The sequence below is a fragment of the Sediminibacterium sp. KACHI17 genome (assembly GCF_040362915.1).
GTDB lineage: Bacteria > Bacteroidota > Bacteroidia > Chitinophagales > Chitinophagaceae > Sediminibacterium.
The window spans coordinates 81267-101276 of sequence record NZ_AP029612.1; the positions used below are offsets into that span (position 1 = coordinate 81267).

Annotated in this window: 15 protein-coding genes; 10 read left to right on the plus strand and 5 right to left on the minus strand. The window is 39.6% G+C overall.

The window, feature by feature from the left end:
- Positions 1 to 157: 157 nt before the first annotated feature.
- Both accB and accC read left to right on the plus strand, forming a co-directional pair.
- A complete protein-coding gene (gene accB / locus ABXG83_RS00260; protein ID WP_353549518.1) occupies positions 158 to 643 on the plus strand; it encodes an acetyl-CoA carboxylase biotin carboxyl carrier protein in 486 nt (161 codons plus the stop codon).
- 108 nt (positions 644 to 751) lie between these two features.
- Positions 752 to 2089, plus strand: a complete 1338-nt coding sequence (gene accC, locus ABXG83_RS00265; protein ID WP_250685023.1) for an acetyl-CoA carboxylase biotin carboxylase subunit — start codon at positions 752 to 754, stop codon at positions 2087 to 2089.
- 55 nt (positions 2090 to 2144) lie between these two features.
- Here accC and ABXG83_RS00270 read toward each other — a convergent pair whose 3' ends face one another.
- Positions 2145 to 3554 carry a DUF4932 domain-containing protein gene (locus tag ABXG83_RS00270; RefSeq protein ID WP_353549519.1) on the minus strand — a complete coding sequence of 470 codons (1410 nt, stop codon included), beginning with the start codon at positions 3552 to 3554 and terminating at the stop codon, positions 2145 to 2147.
- Between the two features lie 295 nt (positions 3555 to 3849).
- Here ABXG83_RS00270 and ABXG83_RS00275 point away from each other — a divergent pair, with 295 nt between their 5' ends.
- Complete coding sequence (locus ABXG83_RS00275) at positions 3850 to 4815, plus strand: hypothetical protein (RefSeq protein WP_353549520.1); 966 nt, start codon at positions 3850 to 3852, stop codon at positions 4813 to 4815.
- 77 nt (positions 4816 to 4892) lie between these two features.
- Positions 4893 to 5774: a proline iminopeptidase-family hydrolase gene (locus ABXG83_RS00280; RefSeq protein WP_353549521.1), complete on the plus strand. Its 882-nt coding sequence runs from the start codon at positions 4893 to 4895 to the stop codon at positions 5772 to 5774.
- A 72-nt stretch (positions 5775 to 5846) separates the two neighbouring features.
- On the opposite strand, the gene ABXG83_RS00285 is transcribed toward ABXG83_RS00280, so the two are convergent.
- Complete coding sequence (locus tag ABXG83_RS00285) at positions 5847 to 6239, minus strand: hypothetical protein (protein ID WP_353549522.1); 393 nt, start codon at positions 6237 to 6239, stop codon at positions 5847 to 5849.
- A 284-nt stretch (positions 6240 to 6523) separates the two neighbouring features.
- Positions 6524 to 8707: a glutamine synthetase III gene (locus tag ABXG83_RS00290; RefSeq protein ID WP_353549523.1), complete on the minus strand. Its 2184-nt coding sequence runs from the start codon at positions 8705 to 8707 to the stop codon at positions 6524 to 6526.
- Positions 8708 to 8957: 250 nt separating this feature from the next.
- Between ABXG83_RS00290 and ABXG83_RS00295 the strand changes: the two genes are divergently transcribed.
- The 4 genes from ABXG83_RS00295 (at position 8958) to rfaD (ending at position 13663) form a co-directional block, all read left to right on the plus strand.
- Entirely contained in the window at positions 8958 to 9482 is a 525-nt protein-coding gene (locus ABXG83_RS00295) for a hypothetical protein (protein WP_353549524.1), read from the plus strand.
- Between the two features lie 100 nt (positions 9483 to 9582).
- The gene (locus tag ABXG83_RS00300) at positions 9583 to 10308 is read left to right on the plus strand and encodes a head GIN domain-containing protein (RefSeq protein WP_353549525.1); all 726 of its coding nucleotides are present in this window, start codon (positions 9583 to 9585) and stop codon (positions 10306 to 10308) included.
- Between the two features lie 147 nt (positions 10309 to 10455).
- On the plus strand, positions 10456 to 12663 hold the full coding sequence (purL, locus tag ABXG83_RS00305) for a phosphoribosylformylglycinamidine synthase subunit PurL (protein ID WP_353549526.1): 2208 nt from the start codon (positions 10456 to 10458) through the stop codon (positions 12661 to 12663).
- A gap of 1 nt (position 12664) precedes the next feature.
- Positions 12665 to 13663: an ADP-glyceromanno-heptose 6-epimerase gene (gene rfaD / locus ABXG83_RS00310; RefSeq protein WP_353549527.1), complete on the plus strand. Its 999-nt coding sequence runs from the start codon at positions 12665 to 12667 to the stop codon at positions 13661 to 13663.
- 121 nt (positions 13664 to 13784) lie between these two features.
- On the opposite strand, the gene ABXG83_RS00315 is transcribed toward rfaD, so the two are convergent.
- The gene (locus ABXG83_RS00315; protein ID WP_353549528.1) at positions 13785 to 14663 is read right to left on the minus strand and encodes a dienelactone hydrolase family protein; all 879 of its coding nucleotides are present in this window, start codon (positions 14661 to 14663) and stop codon (positions 13785 to 13787) included.
- Between the two features lie 331 nt (positions 14664 to 14994).
- Between ABXG83_RS00315 and ABXG83_RS00320 the strand changes: the two genes are divergently transcribed.
- The gene (locus ABXG83_RS00320) at positions 14995 to 16641 is read left to right on the plus strand and encodes a CTP synthase (protein ID WP_353549529.1); all 1647 of its coding nucleotides are present in this window, start codon (positions 14995 to 14997) and stop codon (positions 16639 to 16641) included.
- A 116-nt stretch (positions 16642 to 16757) separates the two neighbouring features.
- On the opposite strand, the gene ABXG83_RS00325 is transcribed toward ABXG83_RS00320, so the two are convergent.
- The gene (locus ABXG83_RS00325; protein ID WP_353549530.1) at positions 16758 to 17954 is read right to left on the minus strand and encodes a DUF4407 domain-containing protein; all 1197 of its coding nucleotides are present in this window, start codon (positions 17952 to 17954) and stop codon (positions 16758 to 16760) included.
- 194 nt (positions 17955 to 18148) lie between these two features.
- Here ABXG83_RS00325 and yidC point away from each other — a divergent pair, with 194 nt between their 5' ends.
- Complete coding sequence (gene yidC / locus ABXG83_RS00330) at positions 18149 to 19996, plus strand: membrane protein insertase YidC (RefSeq protein ID WP_353549531.1); 1848 nt, start codon at positions 18149 to 18151, stop codon at positions 19994 to 19996.
- Positions 19997 to 20010 lie beyond the last annotated feature (14 nt).

Here is a 20010-nt window from a genome sequence, read left to right on the forward strand (position 1 = left end):
AGCTGAATATTGTTTTCCTATCAACTGTCAATAGTTCCCTGTAAACTGGAAATGAATATCCCCGAATTCAAAGAAATCCCCTGTTTTTATCAAAAAAAGGCTATTTTGCCCCCCGATTTGACCCAAACTAACCGATTTTACCCCAAAAATTGCCATTATGGATTTAAAGCAAATTCACGAGTTGATCAAGATCATCAATAAGAGTAATATTGGTGAAATCAGTATAGAAGATAAGGATGGTAAGGTAACCATCAAGCAGAAAGAAGAGCCTGCCGTAACGGTAGCTGCTGCTCCTGCTCAGGTTTTCCATACTGCTCCTGCTCCCGCTGCTGCTCCGGCACCTGCGGCAACACCCGCTGCTCCGGCACCTGCCGCTGCTGCCCCTGCCCCTAAATCAGACAATCTGATCACTATTAAAAGTCCAATGATCGGTACTTTCTATCGCAGGGCCTCTCCAGATAAGCCAGTACTTGCTGATGTAGGTACAGAAATCGCACCTGGAAAAGTAGTTTGTATCATTGAAGCCATGAAACTGTTCAATGAAATTGAAAGTGAGATCAGTGGTACCATCGTGAAAGTACTGGTAGATGATGCTAGTCCGGTGGAATATGATCAGCCTTTATTCCTGGTAGAACCTAAGTAATTTGAAATAAGACGATCCGATCTCGCATTTCATGAGATAAAATGAACAGGGCTTTAAAAACTGTTCAGTCGTTCAATTTTCAAATCTTCAAATCTTCAAATTAACTACATGTTCAAAAAAATACTGATTGCTAACAGGGGAGAGATTGCACTACGTGTAATTCGTACCTGTCGTGAGATGGGGATCAAAACAGTAGCGGTGTATTCTACTGCAGACAAAGACAGTTTGCATGTAAAATTTGCTGATGAAGCTGTTTGTATTGGTAAACCCCATGGAGTTGATTCTTATTTGAATATCCCGCATATCATGGCAGCAGCAGAGATCACCAATGCGGATGCTATCCATCCCGGTTATGGTTTTCTTGCTGAAAATGCCCGTTTCTCTCAGATCTGTGCGGATCATGGAATTAAATTTATTGGTCCTACTCCTGAGATGATCAATAAAATGGGAGATAAGATTACAGCGAAAGAAACCATGATCAAAGCCGGTGTACCTGTTGTACCTGGTGGAGAAGGTTTGCTGGAAAGTGTGGAAGAAGCTAAAAAACTTGCTAAAGAAATAGGCTATCCCGTTATCCTGAAAGCTACTGCCGGTGGTGGTGGTAAAGGGATGCGCGTGGTAAATGAAGAAAGTGAACTGGAACGTGCGTATACAACCGCTCGTACAGAAGCTGCAGCTGCCTTCAAGAATGATGGTGTTTACATGGAGAAATTCGTGGAAGAGCCTCGTCATATTGAAATTCAGGTAGCAGGCGACCAGTATGGAACTGTGTGTCATATGAGTGAGCGTGATTGTTCGATTCAGCGTCGACATCAAAAACTCGTAGAAGAATCTCCTTCTCCATTCATGACCCCTGAGCTTCGTAAAAAAATGGGGGAAGCTGCTTGTAAAGCTGCTGCTGCCATTAATTATGAAAGCGTTGGAACCATTGAATTTCTGGTAGATAAACACCGCAATTTCTACTTCATGGAAATGAATACCCGTATTCAAGTAGAACATTGTGTAACTGAAGAAGTGATCAATTTTGACTTGATCAAAGAACAGATCAAAATTGCAATGGGTGAGAAGATCAGTGGTAGAAACTATGAACCACAAATGCATGCGATAGAATGTCGTATCAATGCAGAAGATCCATACAATGATTTCAGACCTTCACCTGGTAAGATCACGGTGTTGCATACTCCCGGTGGACATGGTGTTCGTGTAGACAGTCATGTGTATGCTGGATATGTGATTCCTCCTTATTATGATTCTATGATCGGTAAGTTGATCACCATTGCACAGACACGTGAAGAAGCCATCGATACCATGTATCGTGCACTGAGCGAGTATGTGATCGAAGGCGTGAAAACAACCATTCCATTCCATTTACAACTGATGCAGAATGAAGATTTCCGAAAAGGTAATTTCACCACTAAGTTTCTGGAAACTTTCAAGATGAAGTAAATTGAATGAAATAATAAATAAAAAGGGAAGTACTGTTAAACAGACTTCCCTTTTTTTATGAAGTAGGCTTCCAATGGTTACACCAGCTAATCAGGTCTGAATATAAGTCTGCTACCTTCTGTTTATTCATTTTCTTTTTATACAATTCGAGTAAAGTATTTGTAAATGCTTCAAATTGAGGAAATCCCCGAACTCTCGTCATGTATTTGACAGTTTGATCCTGGACAAAAGAAAAATCTACCGGCTTGTATTTGTCATAGCAGTAAATAACATAGAGTGCCCATGTCATATACTCATTGAATAGGTTGTAAGGATCACGATAGCCATTAGATTCTTTTCCATTAGCCCAGATATTTCTCCTGTTGAAAATTGTATCAATGGATTTGATGTATTTTTCTGTTTCAGGGTTTACATAATTATGATCGATTTCTGTAAAAACAATTCTGGATAATAATGCCTGTTGAACGTCTTCAGTAACATTTGGAATATTATATGTAGGTCTGATGAACATGCTTGTTTCATGGAAACCATTGGACTCCAAATGAATAGTGGAATGATTTCCTTTAACCAGTGGCGACATAAATACCCGATAGCTATTATACCTGCTACTGAATTGTTGTTCACACCAATCCCACATTTGTTTGACAGGTACATATCTTAGATACACAGAAGTTAATGAGTCATATAATTTTTTGTGATGTTTATAAAAATTACGGAACCCGGATTTTTTTGAGAATTCATTTAGTTCTTGAATGAATGGATCAATCAGATTGACAGCTATGCCGGTGATATTTAATCGATCATACACGCCATCTTTTTGCAGTTGATCTTTTGTATTAAATTGATATACGCAGATATCCATCTTTAAATTGATATAGTACCCTTTTTTTAATAAACTATCCATTTTCCCAACAATAGGCTCTTCTTTATATGGTGTAAAATGTTTGAGTACATCCAGATAATATGCAGTAGTATCATGATTAATAATGTACGATTTGGTATCTGCCAGCCCTGTAGGTGTAATTGCAAAAATGATTTGTAATAGTTCTTTTGCTTCAGGAATATTCACAGATACTTTTGATTGATTCTTTTTGATATAACTAGAAGAAAATGATGCGGCATCGGGTATAAAAGCACCTTCAATGCCAGTCAATGCAGTATCCTTTTCATTCAAAATAATATTGAAGTAGATTTTTTGTCCTACGGTGATCGTATAACTGATAGAATCCAAATCGGTAATGAAGGTCACTTGTGTTTTTTTTCCGGCTTTACACGCGACTTTATATACATCAGGTTTTGTTTCCGGTGAAATGCCCCAGTTTTCTGTTGTTGATTTTTTATCGATTCTTATTTTAGCTGATGCATTAGCTGCACGAATGAAAGGCAGGGGTTCTTGCGCTTCTACAGGTGTAACTATTCCTGTGATCAATAAGATGAATACATGAAAGTATAATAAGTACTTCATACAGGTCTTGTTTAATGACTATGTATAAAGGAAGGAAAGAAATTGTAGAATAATTTTTTTCAGTCGGCGGCAACAGATGCATATGCATTTCCAATCATAAATGGAGTAAGGAAAACAATACTTTTTGATGTAACTCGTACTGTTTTATTGCCTGTTAGTTATCTTGTTTTTATCGTTTATAGGTTTTGTGTTAAATACGTGCTAATTATTTTGTAGAAGGTCATATTTCACAGATATCAGTTATGGTTTTTTAGGCTTTTCACATCTTTATCTAAATCAACCTTATAATTATATCATGAAGCAATTACATTTTCTATTCATAATCTTTTGTTTTGGTTGTGGCTTTCCATCAGAATTAGAATCCAAAGATGAAGTGCGAATACAAAAACCTATTGATGACTGGTATCAGCTTAATGACTCTTCACCTTGGCGGAAAAATTATAATTTCCAACTTTTCAGCCTGAGAGATACACTCTGGACATTTCACCCAGATTCGAATTGGTATTCTGTGGACGATGGACAGCATTGGACCGCATCTACGTTACCTAATGTGATCAATAACCACGCTTTTTTAGATTATGTGGTATTCAAGAATCATATGTATGGTTTGGGATATTTTAATGGGAATATCGAAAGATATTCCTTTAGGCCTACTATCTTTCGAACATCAAATATGCGTACATGGGAAATGGTTGCTGAGCAATCTAATTTACCCAGCCGATTTTTTTATCACCCCTTTGTTTTTCAGGATAAATTATGGATCATAGGCGGCGAAGATCAGCAACAACAGTACGCAGATATCTGGAATAGTGATGATGGTATTCATTGGGTCAAACAAAAAGACCAGGTAAATTTTGGTAAAAGAAGTGGAAGCCAGATCGTTCAATTGAATGACAAGTTGTTTTTGCTTAACAACGATGTATGGAGTTCAGTAGATGGAATCAACTGGGTAAAAGAGGCCGATGAGATCGTTCAAGAAGAACAGATTTTTGGGTATGCAGCGGTGGTATATGATCATCAGATTTGGTTATTAGGTTGTAATCGAAATGGTCAGTTTTCAAGTCAGGTATTGGTGAGTAGTGATGGCAAGAACTGGAAGGGTATGAATGCTCCTTGGTCACCCAGGGGCGGTATCGCAGCTGTTGTCCATCATAATAAGATCTTTATGACAGGAGGTAAGTACGGAGGTACACCTGAGCACACAGAATTTGTGTATAGTAATGATCTATGGGTTTTTGGAAAAAAAGAAAGAGAGAAATAATGATCTATATTCGAAGAAAAAAAATGAGAAGCACTTATTTCTCCTTGTTTTTTGTTTTGTTATTATGTGCAGGATGCTTGAACAAGACGAGGCTAGAGCCAAAAGAAGGGTATGTTCAAGTGAAAGGAGGCAGGATCTGGTATCGCGTTTTCGGGGAAGGCACTGGAACTCCTGTTATGATGTTGCATGGGGGACCGGGTAGTACTAGCAGATCTTTTTATCAGTTTGAAGAGATCGGAAAAGATCGGCCCATTATTATTTTCGATCAGTTAGGTAGTGGGCGGTCTGATTATCATGAGGATACTACCTTATTGACTGTAGCGCAGTTTGTAGCACAAGTGGAAGCTGTGCGAAAAGAATTAAGATTGAATGAGTTCTTTTTACATGGTCATTCTTGGGGCACAGCGCTTGCTTTAGAATATTATCTTGCCTATCCGCAAGCAGTTAAAGCTATTTCATTCAATAGTCCCTACTTCAGTACAAAAGTGTGGAAAGCTGATGCAGATACATTAATCGCATCTTTACCTGATTCTATTCAACAATACATAAGAGCCGGAGAGCAAACCAAAGTTTTTGATTCTCCAGAATACCAGAGGGCCAATGCTTATTTTGTTAAGAACTTCGGGTTGAGAACAGAAAGAAGAAAAAGTAAATTGGATACAGCAAATGTGAAAAGTAATAAATTCATTTATCGATACATGTGGGGACCTACGGAGTTTACTGCTACGGGGACCTTGTTAAATTATGATCGTGTAGAAAGCTTGCGTAAGATACAAGTGCCTGTTCTTTTTATTACCGGAGAATTTGATGAAGCGAGACCACAAACTGTTCAGCGTTTCCAGCAGATAGTACCCGGATCAAAGTTTGCGGTGATACCCAATGCGGGTCATTCTACCATGCATGATAATAACGAAGAGAATGTTAGAGTACTGAAAGAGTTCCTCGCTGGAATAAAATAAAAAAAGCCACAGATGCACAGCTTGTTTGGGTACTAATCTGTGCATCTGTGGCTAAAATCATTAAGGCTGTAATTATTTTCCGCCTCCACCACCGCCACCAGGACGATTTCTTCTCATTTCAGCGTAATATTCATTCACTGCTTTGATCTGGTCATCAGTCAAAGGGATCGCTTTCATTTTTTTCTCTCTTTCTTCGTTTGTCTCTTTCATTTTCTTTGTGCGTTCTTCTTCACTCAGATCACGCAATCCACGATTTTGCTGCTGGGCCCAAATTTGTATTTCCAATACTTTATCAGCCTGAGCATCGGTGAGTTTTGTTTTTTCCATCAATCCTGGTTTAATACGCTGTTTCATCATTTCCAGCATTTGAGCAGGATCCATTTGTTGTCCGCCGCCTGGTTGTGCCATTGCTACTGTCAATGAACAGCAGAAAGCAATCGTTAAAAGGGCAAATACTTTTTTCATGTTTATGAGTTTAGTTTTTATGAGACATTAAGTTATTGTATAGGTTTATTCCACAAAAGAAATTTTCGGTGAATGGTGAATAGTGGGTGGTGAATGGGGGAATGGTTGATGGTCCATGGTCCATGGTGAATACACCATAGTTGAGAGCCTCAAAGGAAGAATATATTTTGCGAATCCTGTTTACCAAAAATCATCTATGGGCCATGGACCATCAACCATGGACCAAAAAAAGCCCCACGCCGGGAACGGCACAGGGCTATGATTGCTCAAGTCAAAAAGAACGATTATCTTAAAAACAGCATCTCACGATACTTTGGTAATGTCCATTTTTCATCATCAACAAGATGCTCCAGTTTGTCGACATGATAGCGGATCTCATCGAAGTAAGTTGATTTAATAGACTCATATGCGATGGCTTTCTCACGAGAGTGCTCGATGTTATTGGCAACTTTACGAGCTTCTACCATTGCGTTCACTTTATCATGAATTACCTGAATATGCTCACTTACTTCTTTCAGGATATTCAATTGACTCTTATAGGCTGATTCGGCCAATCCTGCAGACTTCAATCCATTGATATTGGTCAATAATTCATTCTGATAAGAAATAGCAGCAGGAATAATATGATTGATTGCCAAGTCACCCATTACTCTTGCTTCGATCTGTACTTTTTTAATGTATTTCTCCAGTTCGATCTCGTGACGAGCTTCCAACTCAACATGTGTATATACGCCATTGTTTTCAAACAGTTTCTTGGCTTTTTCAGTTACCAAAGCATCCAATGCAACAGGTGTTGTTTTCAGATTTGGTAAACCTCTGCGTTCTGCTTCTTTATGCCATTCATCACTGTAACCATCACCTTCAAACAAAACATTTTTGCTTTCAACGATGTAGCGCTGGATGACTTGCATGATCGCGATCTCTTTTTTATCACCTTTCTCGATCAATGCATCAACATCTGCTTTGAATTTCTTCAAAGTATCCGCCATGATGGTATTCAATACGGTCATTGAAATCGCACAGTTGGCAGAAGAGCCCACAGCGCGGAATTCAAATTTGTTACCGGTAAAGGCAAAAGGAGAAGTTCTGTTACGATCTGTATTATCCAATAACAGTTCAGGAATACTGCGATGAAGGTCTAATTTCAGGATCGCTTCATCTTGTTCATCAAATTTAGTGCTCACACGTGTTTCGATATCGGATAACACCTTAGCGAGGTATTGTCCAACGAACACAGAAATGATCGCAGGTGGAGCTTCATTGGCACCTAAACGGTGATCGTTTGGAGCTGAAGCGATAGCTGCACGCATAATATCTGCATAGTCATGTACTGCTTTGATCGTATTCACGAAGAAAGTCAGGAACATGAGATTGGTTTTTGGAGTTTTACCAGGTGCCAATAAGTTCACACCTGTATCTGTTGCCATGCTCCAGTTGTTGTGCTTACCACTTCCATTGATACCTGCGAATGGCTTTTCATGTAATAAGACAACCAACTTATGACGTTTAGCAACACGTGTCATCACATCCATCAATAATGTATTGTGGTCAACTGCGATGTTCACTTCTTCAAAAATCGGAGCACACTCGAACTGAGCAGGCGCCACTTCATTGTGACGGGTACGTAAAGGAATTCCCAGTTTATACGATTCTTGCTCGAAATCGCGCATGAATGCATACACACGCTCAGGGATTGATCCAAAATAGTGGTCTTCTAATTGCTGTCCTTTAGCAGGTGCAGCACCAAAAACGGTTCTTCCGCATTGGATCAAATCCGGACGGGCAGTTGCCAATGCTTCATCGATCACGAAATATTCTTGTTCCCAACCAAGGGTAGGAGTTACTTTGGTAACGTTTTTATCAAAATAATGACAAACCTCAACGGCTGATTTATTCAATGCCTCGATAGCTTTCAATAACGGTGCTTTGTAATCCAACGACTCACCGGTATAAGCCACGAAAATTGTAGGAATACATAAGGTCTTGCCCTGTCCGATTTCAATGATAAAAGCAGGGGAAGAAGGATCCCATGCGGTATAACCACGCGCTTCGAAAGTAGCACGAAGACCACCACTAGGGAAAGATGAAGCATCTGGTTCTTGCTGGATCAATGCAGCTCCATCAAATTCTTCGATTGCAGTACCGTCTCCTTTCAATGTAAAAAAGGAATCATGCTTTTCAGCAGTTGTTCCAGTCAGGGGTTGAAACCAGTGTGTGTAGTGCGTAACGCCTTTGCTTTCCGCCCAGGCACGAATACCATTCGCGATCTGGTTGGCTACATTACGATCAATTTTTTTACCACCGCGGATGCTGGTGATCAAACTTTTGTAGGCTTCATCACTCAGGTATTCACGAGCTGTTTTCAGGGTAAATACATTGGTTCCGAAGATACCTGTGATCTTGGCACTGGCCGGAACGGCTGTTTCAGTGTTGTTGATGTTACTGATTGCATTGAAGCGTAAAGACATAGGGTTGTTTTTTTTGACAGCGTAAAATTAGGCGTAAAAATGAAAAAATGTCAATTTATTTGAGTTTGAGTACTAAAAACTGATCATTTTGTGGAAAAAAATTAATATAGAATTTATTTTAATTTGTTTGAAATTTCTAAGAAAATTTCTACAAAGTATTGATTACTAGTTTATTAAGATCTTTCTGGAAATATTTTTCGGTTTATGTAATCTTTTCAGCAGTTTCGTAACCTATATCAAAACTGAAAAAATGAAAAAACTTGCACTGATTTGCCTGGTGGCTTTAGGAACATCCGCTTTCACCATGATTGCAGAAGACTGGAAAAAAGTTAACGTAACCGATAAGGTAACGGTTGAAATGCCTGTTGAACCCGTTGAAATAAATACCAATGGTGCACCTCAAAAAGTAAAAAAATGTACAGCAGCTGACTCTACAGAAATGGCTACCATCCTGATCGATTTCACTGCTTTTGGCATGACTGAAGAACAAATTGAAGGTTTGAAAGACACAGAAGAGTTTAAAGAGCAGCTTAAAATGGGTATGACCCAAGGCGGCGGACAGATTTTGAGTGAGTCAGAAGGAAAATATAAAGACAAGTACTTGTATTATCAGTTTGAGATCAAATCTGAAAAAGACGGGAAACCTTCTGTTTCTACCAATAGAATGATTTTCTATAAAACCTATGCTATTACGCTTGGATACAAAGCGGGTAAAAATGGAGAAAACAAAGAATTGCGTGACAAATACTTTAATTCATTGACGATCGCTGAATAGTCTAGTACCGATCAAATTAAAAAAGCCATCTGTCTCTGATAGATGGCTTTTTTTGTAACAAATTCTAAGCTGCTCCGTTCCACGGAAAAAACATCTGATTATGAAAAAAATATGGGTAATCACCTTACTGATGATCAGTATCGGAGCATCATCTCAATGGAATTGGAAGCGTATCGATGGTAATGGTATTCTCAAAAAAGAAACCAGAAAAGTGGAACCCTTCACCGGCATCAGTTCATCCGGATCCTGGGATGTCATGGTTGCATATGGTAACAGTACCGATATAGAAGTAGAAGGGGATGAAAACTTATTGGAACATATTGAGACAGTAGTAGAGAATGGGAAGTTATATATCCGCGCCAAAAAATATGGAAATATCCGCTCTAAAAATAAGATCACTGTTTATGTAACTGCCACCAGACTTCAGCATCTTTCGCTTTCCGGTAGTGGTGATATTATTGGGAAAGGAGAGTTTGTGAACAATGGAAATACCAATGTAATTGTATCCGGCTCAGGGAATATCCGTTTTGAATTTGATCGGTTCAATGAAATTGATGCATCAGTTTCCGGAAGTGGTGGTATTAAAATGAAAGGTACAGCCAAGGAGATCGAAGCTCGGGTTAGTGGAAGTGGTAATATTGATTGTAAAGAAGTGATTGCTGATGATGCCAGTGCACGCATTAGTGGAAGCGGTAATATCAAAGTACATGCAACTACTTCGATCGATGTAAATATCTCCGGTAGCGGGAATGTTCATTATTCCGGCAACGCCCAAAACGTTCGTACCCACAAAAATGGCAGCGGTCGAATCGTGAAGGGAAATTGAGCAGTGAAAAGTGAAAGGGGAAAAATGAAAAGGGGTAGATTATCAATGTCTAATTTGTCCTACCATTAGCCATGGACAAAGGACTATTCGTCAGTCCCCAACTTTTCCTTTTTCCCCTCTCACTTTCTTACTTACCTTCGCAGCATCATGGAAATCACCGTTCAAACCGCCGAAAAACTGCGTCTTACAGCAGAAGAATTCGAACTCATCAAGCAAAAATTAGGAAGAACTCCCAACTTCACAGAGCTATGTGCTTTCAGTGGTATGTGGAGTGAACACTGTAGTTATAAGAACTCCATCAAGTGGTTGAAGACACTTCCTCGTGATGGTGGAAGAATGCTCGTAGCAGCAGGTGAAGAAAATGCAGGTTTAATGGATATGGGAAATGGTTTCGGTGTGGTCTTTAAGATCGAAAGCCATAACCACCCGAGTGCGATCGAACCTTTTCAAGGAGCTGCAACAGGAGTTGGTGGTATCCAGCGAGATATTTTTACCATGGGTGCCAGACCCATCGCTTCACTGAATAGTCTTCGCTTTGGAAATTTAAAAGATAAAAAAACACAACGTCTGCTAAGTGGCGTGGTACATGGTATCGGTCACTATGGGAACTGCTTTGGTGTACCTACTGTTGGTGGTGAAGTATATTTTGAAGATTGCTACCATACCAATCCATTGGTGAACGCCATGAGTGTGGGTATTATGAAAGCAGGTGACATGATCAGTGCTACTGCGGCAGGTATCGGCAATCCTGTTTTCTTCGTAGGAAGTGCAACGGGTAAAGATGGAATCGGCGGTGCCTCATTTGCATCTGCTGATATCACAGCAGAAAGTGCGGAAGAGCTACCTGCAGTTCAGGTAGGTGATCCTTTTCAGGAGAAAAAATTATTGGAAGCTTGTTTGGAATTGATCGATACTGGTGCTGTAGTAGGTATGCAGGATATGGGTGCTGCAGGTATCATTTGTTCCACTGCAGAGATGAGTGCCAAAGGGGGAGTAGGGATGCGCATTGATCTGGAAAAAGTTCCTACCCGTCAACAAAATATGAAAGCATGGGAGTTGTTGCTGAGTGAAAGTCAGGAACGTATGCTGATCGTAGTGGAAAAAGGAAAAGAAGAAGCAGTATTGAAAGTATTTGAAAAATGGGATCTCTCTGCAAGTAATATTGGAGAAGTGACAGGAGATGGCTTACTTAAATTTTATATGCATGGAGAATTGGAAGCTGAAATCCCTGCACATGAATTAGTACTAGGCGGCGGGGCTCCTCAATACACGCGTGAATACCGCGAGCCTAAGTATTTTGAAAAGATCAACGCATTTAATATTGATACCATTGCTGACGTAACGGATCTTAAATCCGTAGCAGAACAATTGGTTCAGATTCCTAATATCGCTTCTAAGCGTTGGGTGTATACCCAATACGATAGCATGGTAGGAGCTGCTAATACTTCCACGAATGCACCTAGCGATGCAACAGTTGTTCTCGCTAAAGGAACAGGAAAAGGATTGGCAGTGACAGTTGATTGCAATAGTCGCTATGTTTTTGCAGATCCTTATAAAGGAGGAATGATCGCTGTGGCAGAAGCCGCCAGAAATATCGTATGTAGTGGTGGTGAACCCATTGGTGTCACCAACTGTCTCAACTTTGGTAATCCTTACGATCCTGAAGTGTATTATCAGTTTGTAAAAGCAGTTACCGGTATGGGAGATGCTTGTAGAAAATTCAATACGCCTGTAACCGGTGGTAATGTGAGTTTCTATAATCAAAATCCTGATGGTCCGGTATATCCTACACCTACCATTGGAATGGTAGGTATTGTAGATGATGTCAACGATAAAATGACACTTGATTTCAAACAGGAAGGAGATATGATCGTACTGATCGGGTCACAACAAAATGACATCGCTTCTTCCGAATACTTACATAAACTCAAGCAGGTTGAATTTTCGCCGGCTCCATATTTTGATCTGGACCAAGAATTTAAAGTACAGCAGTTGATCTCATCATTGATCAAAGAGAAAAAAATCAATAGCGCCCATGATATCAGCGAAGGTGGATTAGCGATCACATTACTGGAAAGCGGATTTCACCGTAATCTGGGCTTTAGTGTACAAGCGGATACAACTGCTATTCGTAAAGATGCTTTCTGGTTTGGTGAAGCGCAAAGTCGTGTGGTAGTAAGTTGTTCTGCTGATCAATTAAAAGCCATTGAAGCAGCTGCACAAAAAGCTGATATCGCGATAACAGTATTGGGTAAGGTAACTTCAGGTAATATTGAAGTGAATGGCGATGCATGGGGAACCATTGATGTCTGGAAACAACGCTATGATACTGCTATTGAAAAATTGATCAATTAATATGGCAGAACATCCTTCCTATATCATCGTTACAGGAGCAGCAGGATTTATAGGTTCTCGTATGGTGAAGCACCTGAATGAATTAGGGTATCGGGATCTGATACTCGTCGATGATTTTGGAATCGAAGCCAAAAGGAAAAACTGGGAACAGTCTGCCTACGCACATATTGTAGAAAGATACAATCTAATTGATTGGCTACAACTCCATGAGCCTAAGATCGAATGCATGATACACCTCGGTGCGAGGACCGATACCACTGAGTTTGATTACACTATTCATGAAACACTCAATGTCGAATACTCAAAAGCGGTTTGGCGATATTGTACGCTTCATCAAGTACCACTTATCTATGCTTCTTCCGCAGCCACTTATGGAGATGGGGCTTTCGGATATGATGATGATCATCAGGTAGTATCCAAATTACAACCACTTAATCCTTATGGCATCAGTAAAAATGAATTTGATAAATGGGCTTTAGCACAAAATGAATGCCCACCATTCTGGGCCGGACTCAAATTCTTCAATGTGTATGGTCCTGATGAATATCATAAAGGAAGAATGGCCAGTGTGATATGGCATTCCTTTAATCAGATCCGAAAAAATGGAGTCGTTAATTTATTCAAGAGTCATCGTCCTGATTTCAAAGATGGCGAACAACTCCGTGATTTTATATATGTGAAAGATGTAGTGAAAGTGGTAGCGTGGATGAGAGAGACCATGGTGCAGGGTCGCTGGTCTGCAGATAAAAATGGATTGTATAATCTGGGTACCGGAAAAGCCCGATCATTCACGGATCTCGTTAAAGCCACATTTGCAGGATTAGATCAGGAACCTTCCATTCATTTCATTGATATGCCGGAAGATATTCGCGATAAATATCAATACTTCACAGAGGCGAATATGCAAAAACTACGCAAGGCCGGATATACCGATGACTTCTATTCACTGGAACAAGGGGTGGATGATTACGTGAGAAACTATCTTAGAAAACTGCCTTAGCGATACAGTTTTTATAGCAAATGGGTCATAGCGTATAGTAAAACAAAAGAAATACTATAAGCTATGACCCATTTGCTATCAGCCACTACACAATCTGTGTTTAGTAGCGTATGCCTCCAACCTACATTCTCTCCTTTAAAAAAGCTACTGCTTTAGCATGTGCATCTGCTGCAGCTTCTTTATTAAAAACAGGATTACTTGGATTGGCAAAACCATGACCTGCATCATATTTATTGGCAAATAATTTCTTACCGGCTGCCTGCATATCCGCTTCGAACTTGTTTACTACTTCAGGAGATGGACTACGATCTTTGTTCCCAAAGAAACCGATCACGTCACAATTGAGTGTTTTGAGTTTCTCTACATTATTTTCAGGTCTGCCATAATACATCACACAACCTGCTGCTTGTTTGCCGGCCAATAAAGCACTTTGTAAACTCCACATACCGCCGAAACACCAACCTACTGTGTAGATCTTCGCATCTGTTCCTGCATAAGCAATTGCACCTTTGATGATGCTTTCGAGTCTTTCTGTTTTTGCAGACTGGATCAGTTTCATAGCGCTATCGGCAGTAGCAGCGATCTTACCATCATACAAATCCAAAGCGATCACATTCACATCTCCCAGATCACTATAAAAAGTTTCACTCTCTTTTTTGATATAATCATTCAATCCCCACCATTCCTGGATCACGAATAACCACTTATTACTTTTTTTCTTACTGCGGATCTCATAGCCCATTGCACTGGTTCCATCGGCGGCTTTAAAAGTGACTGGCTTACCCAATGGATCGGCTACAGTATAAGGTATCGGATTATCATGCATCATAGCAAAAGAAGCGGTTGAAGCTTCTGCTTTGAATTGGTCCATGATCTCGCTGGTAAAACAACTCACATAACATTCCGGTGTTAAAGGTTGTGGGGCAGGTGTTTTGTAACTATGGCTGAGAAATGCTGCCGTACAGAATGCAGCGAATGTCAGAGCAATGATCTTTTTCATGGCAAATTTTTTTTGATAAAGATGTTCACGTCAAGTTAACACATTCTTGCGCCAGAGGTTCAAAATAAACAGGCTGTTTTTTTAATCCGCCTTTTTACTGTACGTTTGTACGACCTCTGAATTTTTTTACACCGTTCATTTACAAGGTCAAATAGTTTTTTCCGTTATCTGCTTGTAATTCAATACAATAGATATCGGTTTTTTATTGTTTCATGAACCCTGATCTGTGTTGTTGACCGATCGATCGGACTTCGTTGTGTTATGCGACAGTTCTTTATGCAATAAAAAAAATGAACGGATAAGTTTGAAACGAATAAACAATACGATAAACATGGCCAAGTACATTTTTGTTACAGGAGGCGTAACAAGCAGTTTAGGAAAAGGGATCATTGCGGCTTCTCTCGCTAAATTATTGCAGGCAAGAGGGTTGAGGGCGACTATCCAAAAATTTGACCCTTATATCAACGTTGATCCAGGTACCTTGAATCCTTATGAGCATGGGGAGTGTTATGTAACAGAAGATGGCGCAGAAACAGATCTGGATCTTGGTCACTATGAACGTTTCTTAAATATTTATACTTCTCAGGCCAATAATGTTACCACCGGCAGAATTTATCAGACCGTTATCAATAAGGAAAGAGCTGGTGAATTTTTGGGTAAAACAGTTCAGGTGGTTCCGCATATCACCGATGAGATCAAAAGAAGAATGTTATTACTGGGAGAAGATAATAAATACGATATCATCATTACAGAGATCGGTGGTACGGTAGGTGATATCGAGAGTCTTCCTTTTATTGAAGCAGTACGTCAACTGCAATGGGAACTTCCTGAAGAAGATGTAATGGTAGTGCATCTTACTTTGATTCCATACTTGCGCGCAGCTAAAGAACTAAAGACAAAGCCTACACAGCACAGTGTAAAAATGCTGAGCGAAACAGGGGTTCATCCGGATATCATTGTTTGTCGAACAGAAGAACCATTGAATAATGATATCAAACGTAAGATCGCACTCTTCTGTAATGTAAAACCAGAAGCGGTGATCGAGGCAATGGATGCATCTACTATTTATGAAGTTCCATTATTGATGTTGCGTGAAAAACTTGATCTGATCTGCCTGAAGAAATTAAATATTACCCAATACAGTGAACCTAATTTGGATAAATGGAAAGGATTCCTGGACAAACTGAAATATCCGAAGAGTAAAGTTACGGTTGGATTGATCGGTAAGTATATTGAGTTACAAGATGCTTATAAATCTATTCTAGAAAGTTTTGTTCATGCAGGTGCCATGAATGAAGTAAAAGTACAGGTCGTAAATGTTCATAGTGAATATATCACACAAGAAAATGTAGCTGAGAAACTGGAAGGATTGGATGGATTATTAGTGGCTCCGGGTTTTGGACATCGCGGTATCGAAGGAAAGATCATTGCGGTACAATATGCAAGAGAAAAAGGGCTTCCATTCTTTGGTATTTGTTTAGGTATGCAAATGGCGGTCATCGAGTTTGCGAGAAATATTCTGGGATTAAAGAATGCGCACTCTACTGAAATGGATACTTCTACAGATCACGCTGTGATCAATATGATGGAAGAACAGAAAAAGATCAAAATGATGGGAGGCACTATGCGATTAGGAGCATATCCATGCGAGATCAAGGCGGGAAGCCTGGCTCATACGATCTACGGACAAACAACCATTTCAGAAAGACATCGCCATCGTTACGAATTCAACAATGATTATTTTGATCAGTTTGAATCAAAAGGAATGATAGCCAGCGGTCGTAATCCTGAAACAGGATTGGTTGAGATCATGGAGATACCTTCACATCCGTTCTTCATTGGGGTGCAATATCATCCTGAGTTAAAAAGTACGGTTGAAAACCCTGCTCCGTTATTTGTACATTTTATTGGTGCAGCCAAGAAATATAATGAGCAACGTGGTCAGAGTAAAAAGACAGTTTTACAAAGCGAAAAGTAATACTCATTATAATATTGTCAAGCACATATCTATTAAGGCCTGGTGAAACCAGGCCTTTTTGTATGTCAACTACAAATGCAGAGGTTGTGGAACAGCACTTCCTTTTTCTTCTCCCTTCACTCTTCTTGCTTCATCGTCATATTCCTTTTTAAGTCGGTCCAGGTATCATCTAAGGATTGATGATTTTCTTTTTTCCAAACAGAGATCTGTTCTTTCATTTTTTCTTTCCTTTCAGATGCAGATGCTTCAAAAAATTGCTGAATAAATAGTCCGTCTTGTTCAAAAGCAGTTTGGTTGAATTGCTCTTTCAAAGCCAATTCTCTTTTGTGATTGTTTTGAGTGAGTGTTGTTTCCAATTCTTCACGTAATCTTACTTTTTCATCATAACTGCCATTGGGTAATAATGTTTTTGCGATTACCGGCATGAGTTCTATGAGCATTAGGATGGCCACTAATAAATAATACCTGATCGCCACGGCTGTATTATCGCTTACGAGATTATTCAGTGCTTCTATTCTGGTAATAAAACCATTATTGAGTAAAGCCTCGAAATTCGTTTGTTCTGTTTTGATATTATTTTCGATGGCTGATAGCGAACTATCTATAGACAATAGTTGTGGTCTTATCTGATTTGTCAGATTCCGATAATCTGCATCAAGTTGTACGTATTCTCTTTGTTTGGCTTGCGCGATATCTTTCAAACCTATTTTGCCGCTACCGCCGGTACCATCGGTTTCAGCAATGAATCGATCTCTTGCGATACTTACTTCGCGGTATCTTGTATCTAATTGTGCTTCTAGTTGATTTTTTTGAGTCAGTAATTCTTTTTTTGCAGCTGCATACACAGTGTCTTGACTTGCTCTTTTTTCTCTCTTTCTTTTTTCATTGTCGATAGACACCTGCACCTTGATTTCTTTATCAAATAAATACAGGAGTGCAGGTTGCGCCATGAACAATCCGATCGTTAATGCCAGTACGATGCGAAAGATCAGCGGTAAGACCTTTCTTTTATTATTGCGAGAAATACCCTTGATCAGGGCCCTGTCGATGGTTAGAATGATGCCACCCATAAACAATCCCAACGGCATTGCTGGTATCCATGAGTTGGTTACCGTATAAGAGAAATAGGTCCAGGCCAAAGTGGCGAATAACCAGGTGCCCAATACGGTCATTCCAACGATCGCATATCTGTTTCGGTCAATAACACAGGTTTTGATCAGGTCCACTTCGGCAGTGGAAAGCCACCATAAAAATCGATGCCATCTATTGGGCACATGATTCTCCCTCTCGGAAATGTTTGCATTTTCAGACATACAAAGGTTTTAATCAATAAATGGGTAGAAGTTGGGGATCCGCCTTTGGTTGAAGTGTGAGAGGTTATAAAGAAACAACGATTTTGCCTGATTTCTACATTTTGAGCCCATTTTGGGCTGATTTTAACGGAAAGAAACTTAGGGTTCTAATCTTCCCCGCAAATATTACCTTTGCCCCTCAATTTGAAACTAGTATGAAGACGGACAAGAATACGGTCATTGGCTTTGTTTTATTGGGTATTTTATTTTTCCTGTATTTCTGGTACAGCAATAAACAGCAAACGGCCTTGGTTGAAATGAAAAAAAGGCAGGAAGATTCGATTGCCAGAGTGAACGCGGCAAAGCTACCTGTTGTTGATAGTGCAACACTGCAATTAGATTCTCTGAAAAGAGATTCATTGAGTAAAGTGATCATGGCAGGAGACTTTACTGCTGCAGCTATCGGAACTGAATCTTTGGTTACACTCGAAAACAGTGTAATGAAGATTACTTTCACCAATAAAGGTGGACAAGTAAAAGGGATCGAATTAAAAAAATACAGCAAAGCTGATAGCACGCCAGTTGTTCTTTCTGATAAAAACAAATTGGGATATACCATTAATACTGGTGCTAACCAATCTGCTAATACAACAGATCTTTTCTTTACAGCTGATGAGCCGGTCAAGCAATCAGATGGTAGCCAGGTGATCAATTTCACATTATCAGCTGCGAATGGACAACAGATCAAGCATCAGTATATCATTCGCCCTGATGCTTATATGATCGACTGGAATGTTGCGTTAACAGGTGCAGATAAATTGCTGAGTCAGGGTGCATTGAATATGAAGTGGAATCTGGAAACCACGCAACTGGAACGTTCTGCTGAGTATGAGCGTCAGATGTCTAATATCTGCTTCTCAGAAGATAGTGAGTTTGATTATATCTCAGTGAATACTGAAAAGCAATTTGAAAAACCGGTACAATGGGTGAGTGTAGTGCAGCAGTTTTTCAATCATACCCTTATCGCGAAAAATAATTTTAATACTGGTGATGTTAAGTGGCAGCGTAAAACAGATACGACGCATTCATTAGCAACTACAGAAACAAATCTTCAGATGAAATTGCCGGTAGCGGCAGCAGTCACTGTTCCATTCCAGTTGTATTATGGTCCTAGTGATTATTCGATCTTGAAAAAGCAGGCACCGGAAATGGATCGTATCGTGAACTTAGGTCGTGATATGTATTCGTTTGTTCGTCCAATCAATAAGTATATCATCATGCCGGTATTTGATTTCTTTGCCGGTTTTGTAAGCAATTATGGTTGGGTCGTATTGCTATTAACACTGTTCATTCGTTTAGTAACATCACCATTAACATATAGCAGTTATCTGAGTGGTGCTAAAATGAAAGCACTGAGACCTGAACTGGATACGATGCGTGAAAAGTTTGGAGACGATAAGCAAGGATTTGCGATGGAGCAGATGAAATTGTTCCGTGAAGCAGGTGTAAATCCATTGGGTGGATGTATACCGGCGCTTTTACAGATCCCCATCTTCTTTGCCTTGTATAGCTTCTTTAATGCAAACATTGAGCTACGTGGGCAATCATTCCTTTGGAGTGATGACCTTTCTTCTTATGATGTGATTGCGACATTGCCATTCTCTATTCCGTTGGGTTTTGGAGATCATATCAGTTTGTTTACTATCACCGCTGTTATTACCAGCTTCCTGATCTCTATATACAATATGAGCATGACACCAACACAGGATAATCCGATGTTGAAGTATATGCCGTATATCTTTCCCTTTATACTATTGTTCATCTTCAACAGATTGCCGTCAGCATTGACATGGTATTACACAGTATCAAACCTCGTAACGCTTGGTTTGCAGTTTGTGATACAGAATTATATCATTAATCATGATCTGATCCTTGCTAAAATTGAAGAAAAGCGAAAAGCTCCAAAGAAGAAAAGCAAGTGGCAGGAACGTTATGAGCAGATGATGGAGAGCCAGAAGAAACTACAAGAACTAAAAGAAAAAAATCAAAAGAGAAATAAATAATGTTCTGTTGATTT

Bases quoted from the DNA above. Each gene is read 5' to 3' on its own strand.
- ABXG83_RS00290 (WP_353549523.1), bottom strand. From the start codon at position 8,707: ATGTCTTTACGCTTCAATGCAATCAGTAACATCAACAACACTGAAACA.
- ABXG83_RS00315 (WP_353549528.1), bottom strand. From the start codon at position 14,663: ATGAAAAAGATCATTGCTCTGACATTCGCTGCATTCTGTACGGCAGCA.
- ABXG83_RS00285 (WP_353549522.1), bottom strand. From the start codon at position 6,239: ATGAAAAAAGTATTTGCCCTTTTAACGATTGCTTTCTGCTGTTCATTG.
- yidC (WP_353549531.1), top strand. From the start codon at position 18,149: ATGAAGACGGACAAGAATACGGTCATTGGCTTTGTTTTATTGGGTATT.
- ABXG83_RS00270 (WP_353549519.1), bottom strand. From the start codon at position 3,554: ATGAAGTACTTATTATACTTTCATGTATTCATCTTATTGATCACAGGA.
- accB (WP_353549518.1), top strand. From the start codon at position 158: ATGGATTTAAAGCAAATTCACGAGTTGATCAAGATCATCAATAAGAGT.
- ABXG83_RS00295 (WP_353549524.1), top strand. From the start codon at position 8,958: ATGAAAAAACTTGCACTGATTTGCCTGGTGGCTTTAGGAACATCCGCT.
- ABXG83_RS00320 (WP_353549529.1), top strand. From the start codon at position 14,995: ATGGCCAAGTACATTTTTGTTACAGGAGGCGTAACAAGCAGTTTAGGA.
- ABXG83_RS00300 (WP_353549525.1), top strand. From the start codon at position 9,583: ATGAAAAAAATATGGGTAATCACCTTACTGATGATCAGTATCGGAGCA.
- purL (WP_353549526.1), top strand. From the start codon at position 10,456: ATGGAAATCACCGTTCAAACCGCCGAAAAACTGCGTCTTACAGCAGAA.
- ABXG83_RS00275 (WP_353549520.1), top strand. From the start codon at position 3,850: ATGAAGCAATTACATTTTCTATTCATAATCTTTTGTTTTGGTTGTGGC.
- rfaD (WP_353549527.1), top strand. From the start codon at position 12,665: ATGGCAGAACATCCTTCCTATATCATCGTTACAGGAGCAGCAGGATTT.
- accC (WP_250685023.1), top strand. From the start codon at position 752: ATGTTCAAAAAAATACTGATTGCTAACAGGGGAGAGATTGCACTACGT.
- ABXG83_RS00325 (WP_353549530.1), bottom strand. From the start codon at position 17,954: ATGTCTGAAAATGCAAACATTTCCGAGAGGGAGAATCATGTGCCCAAT.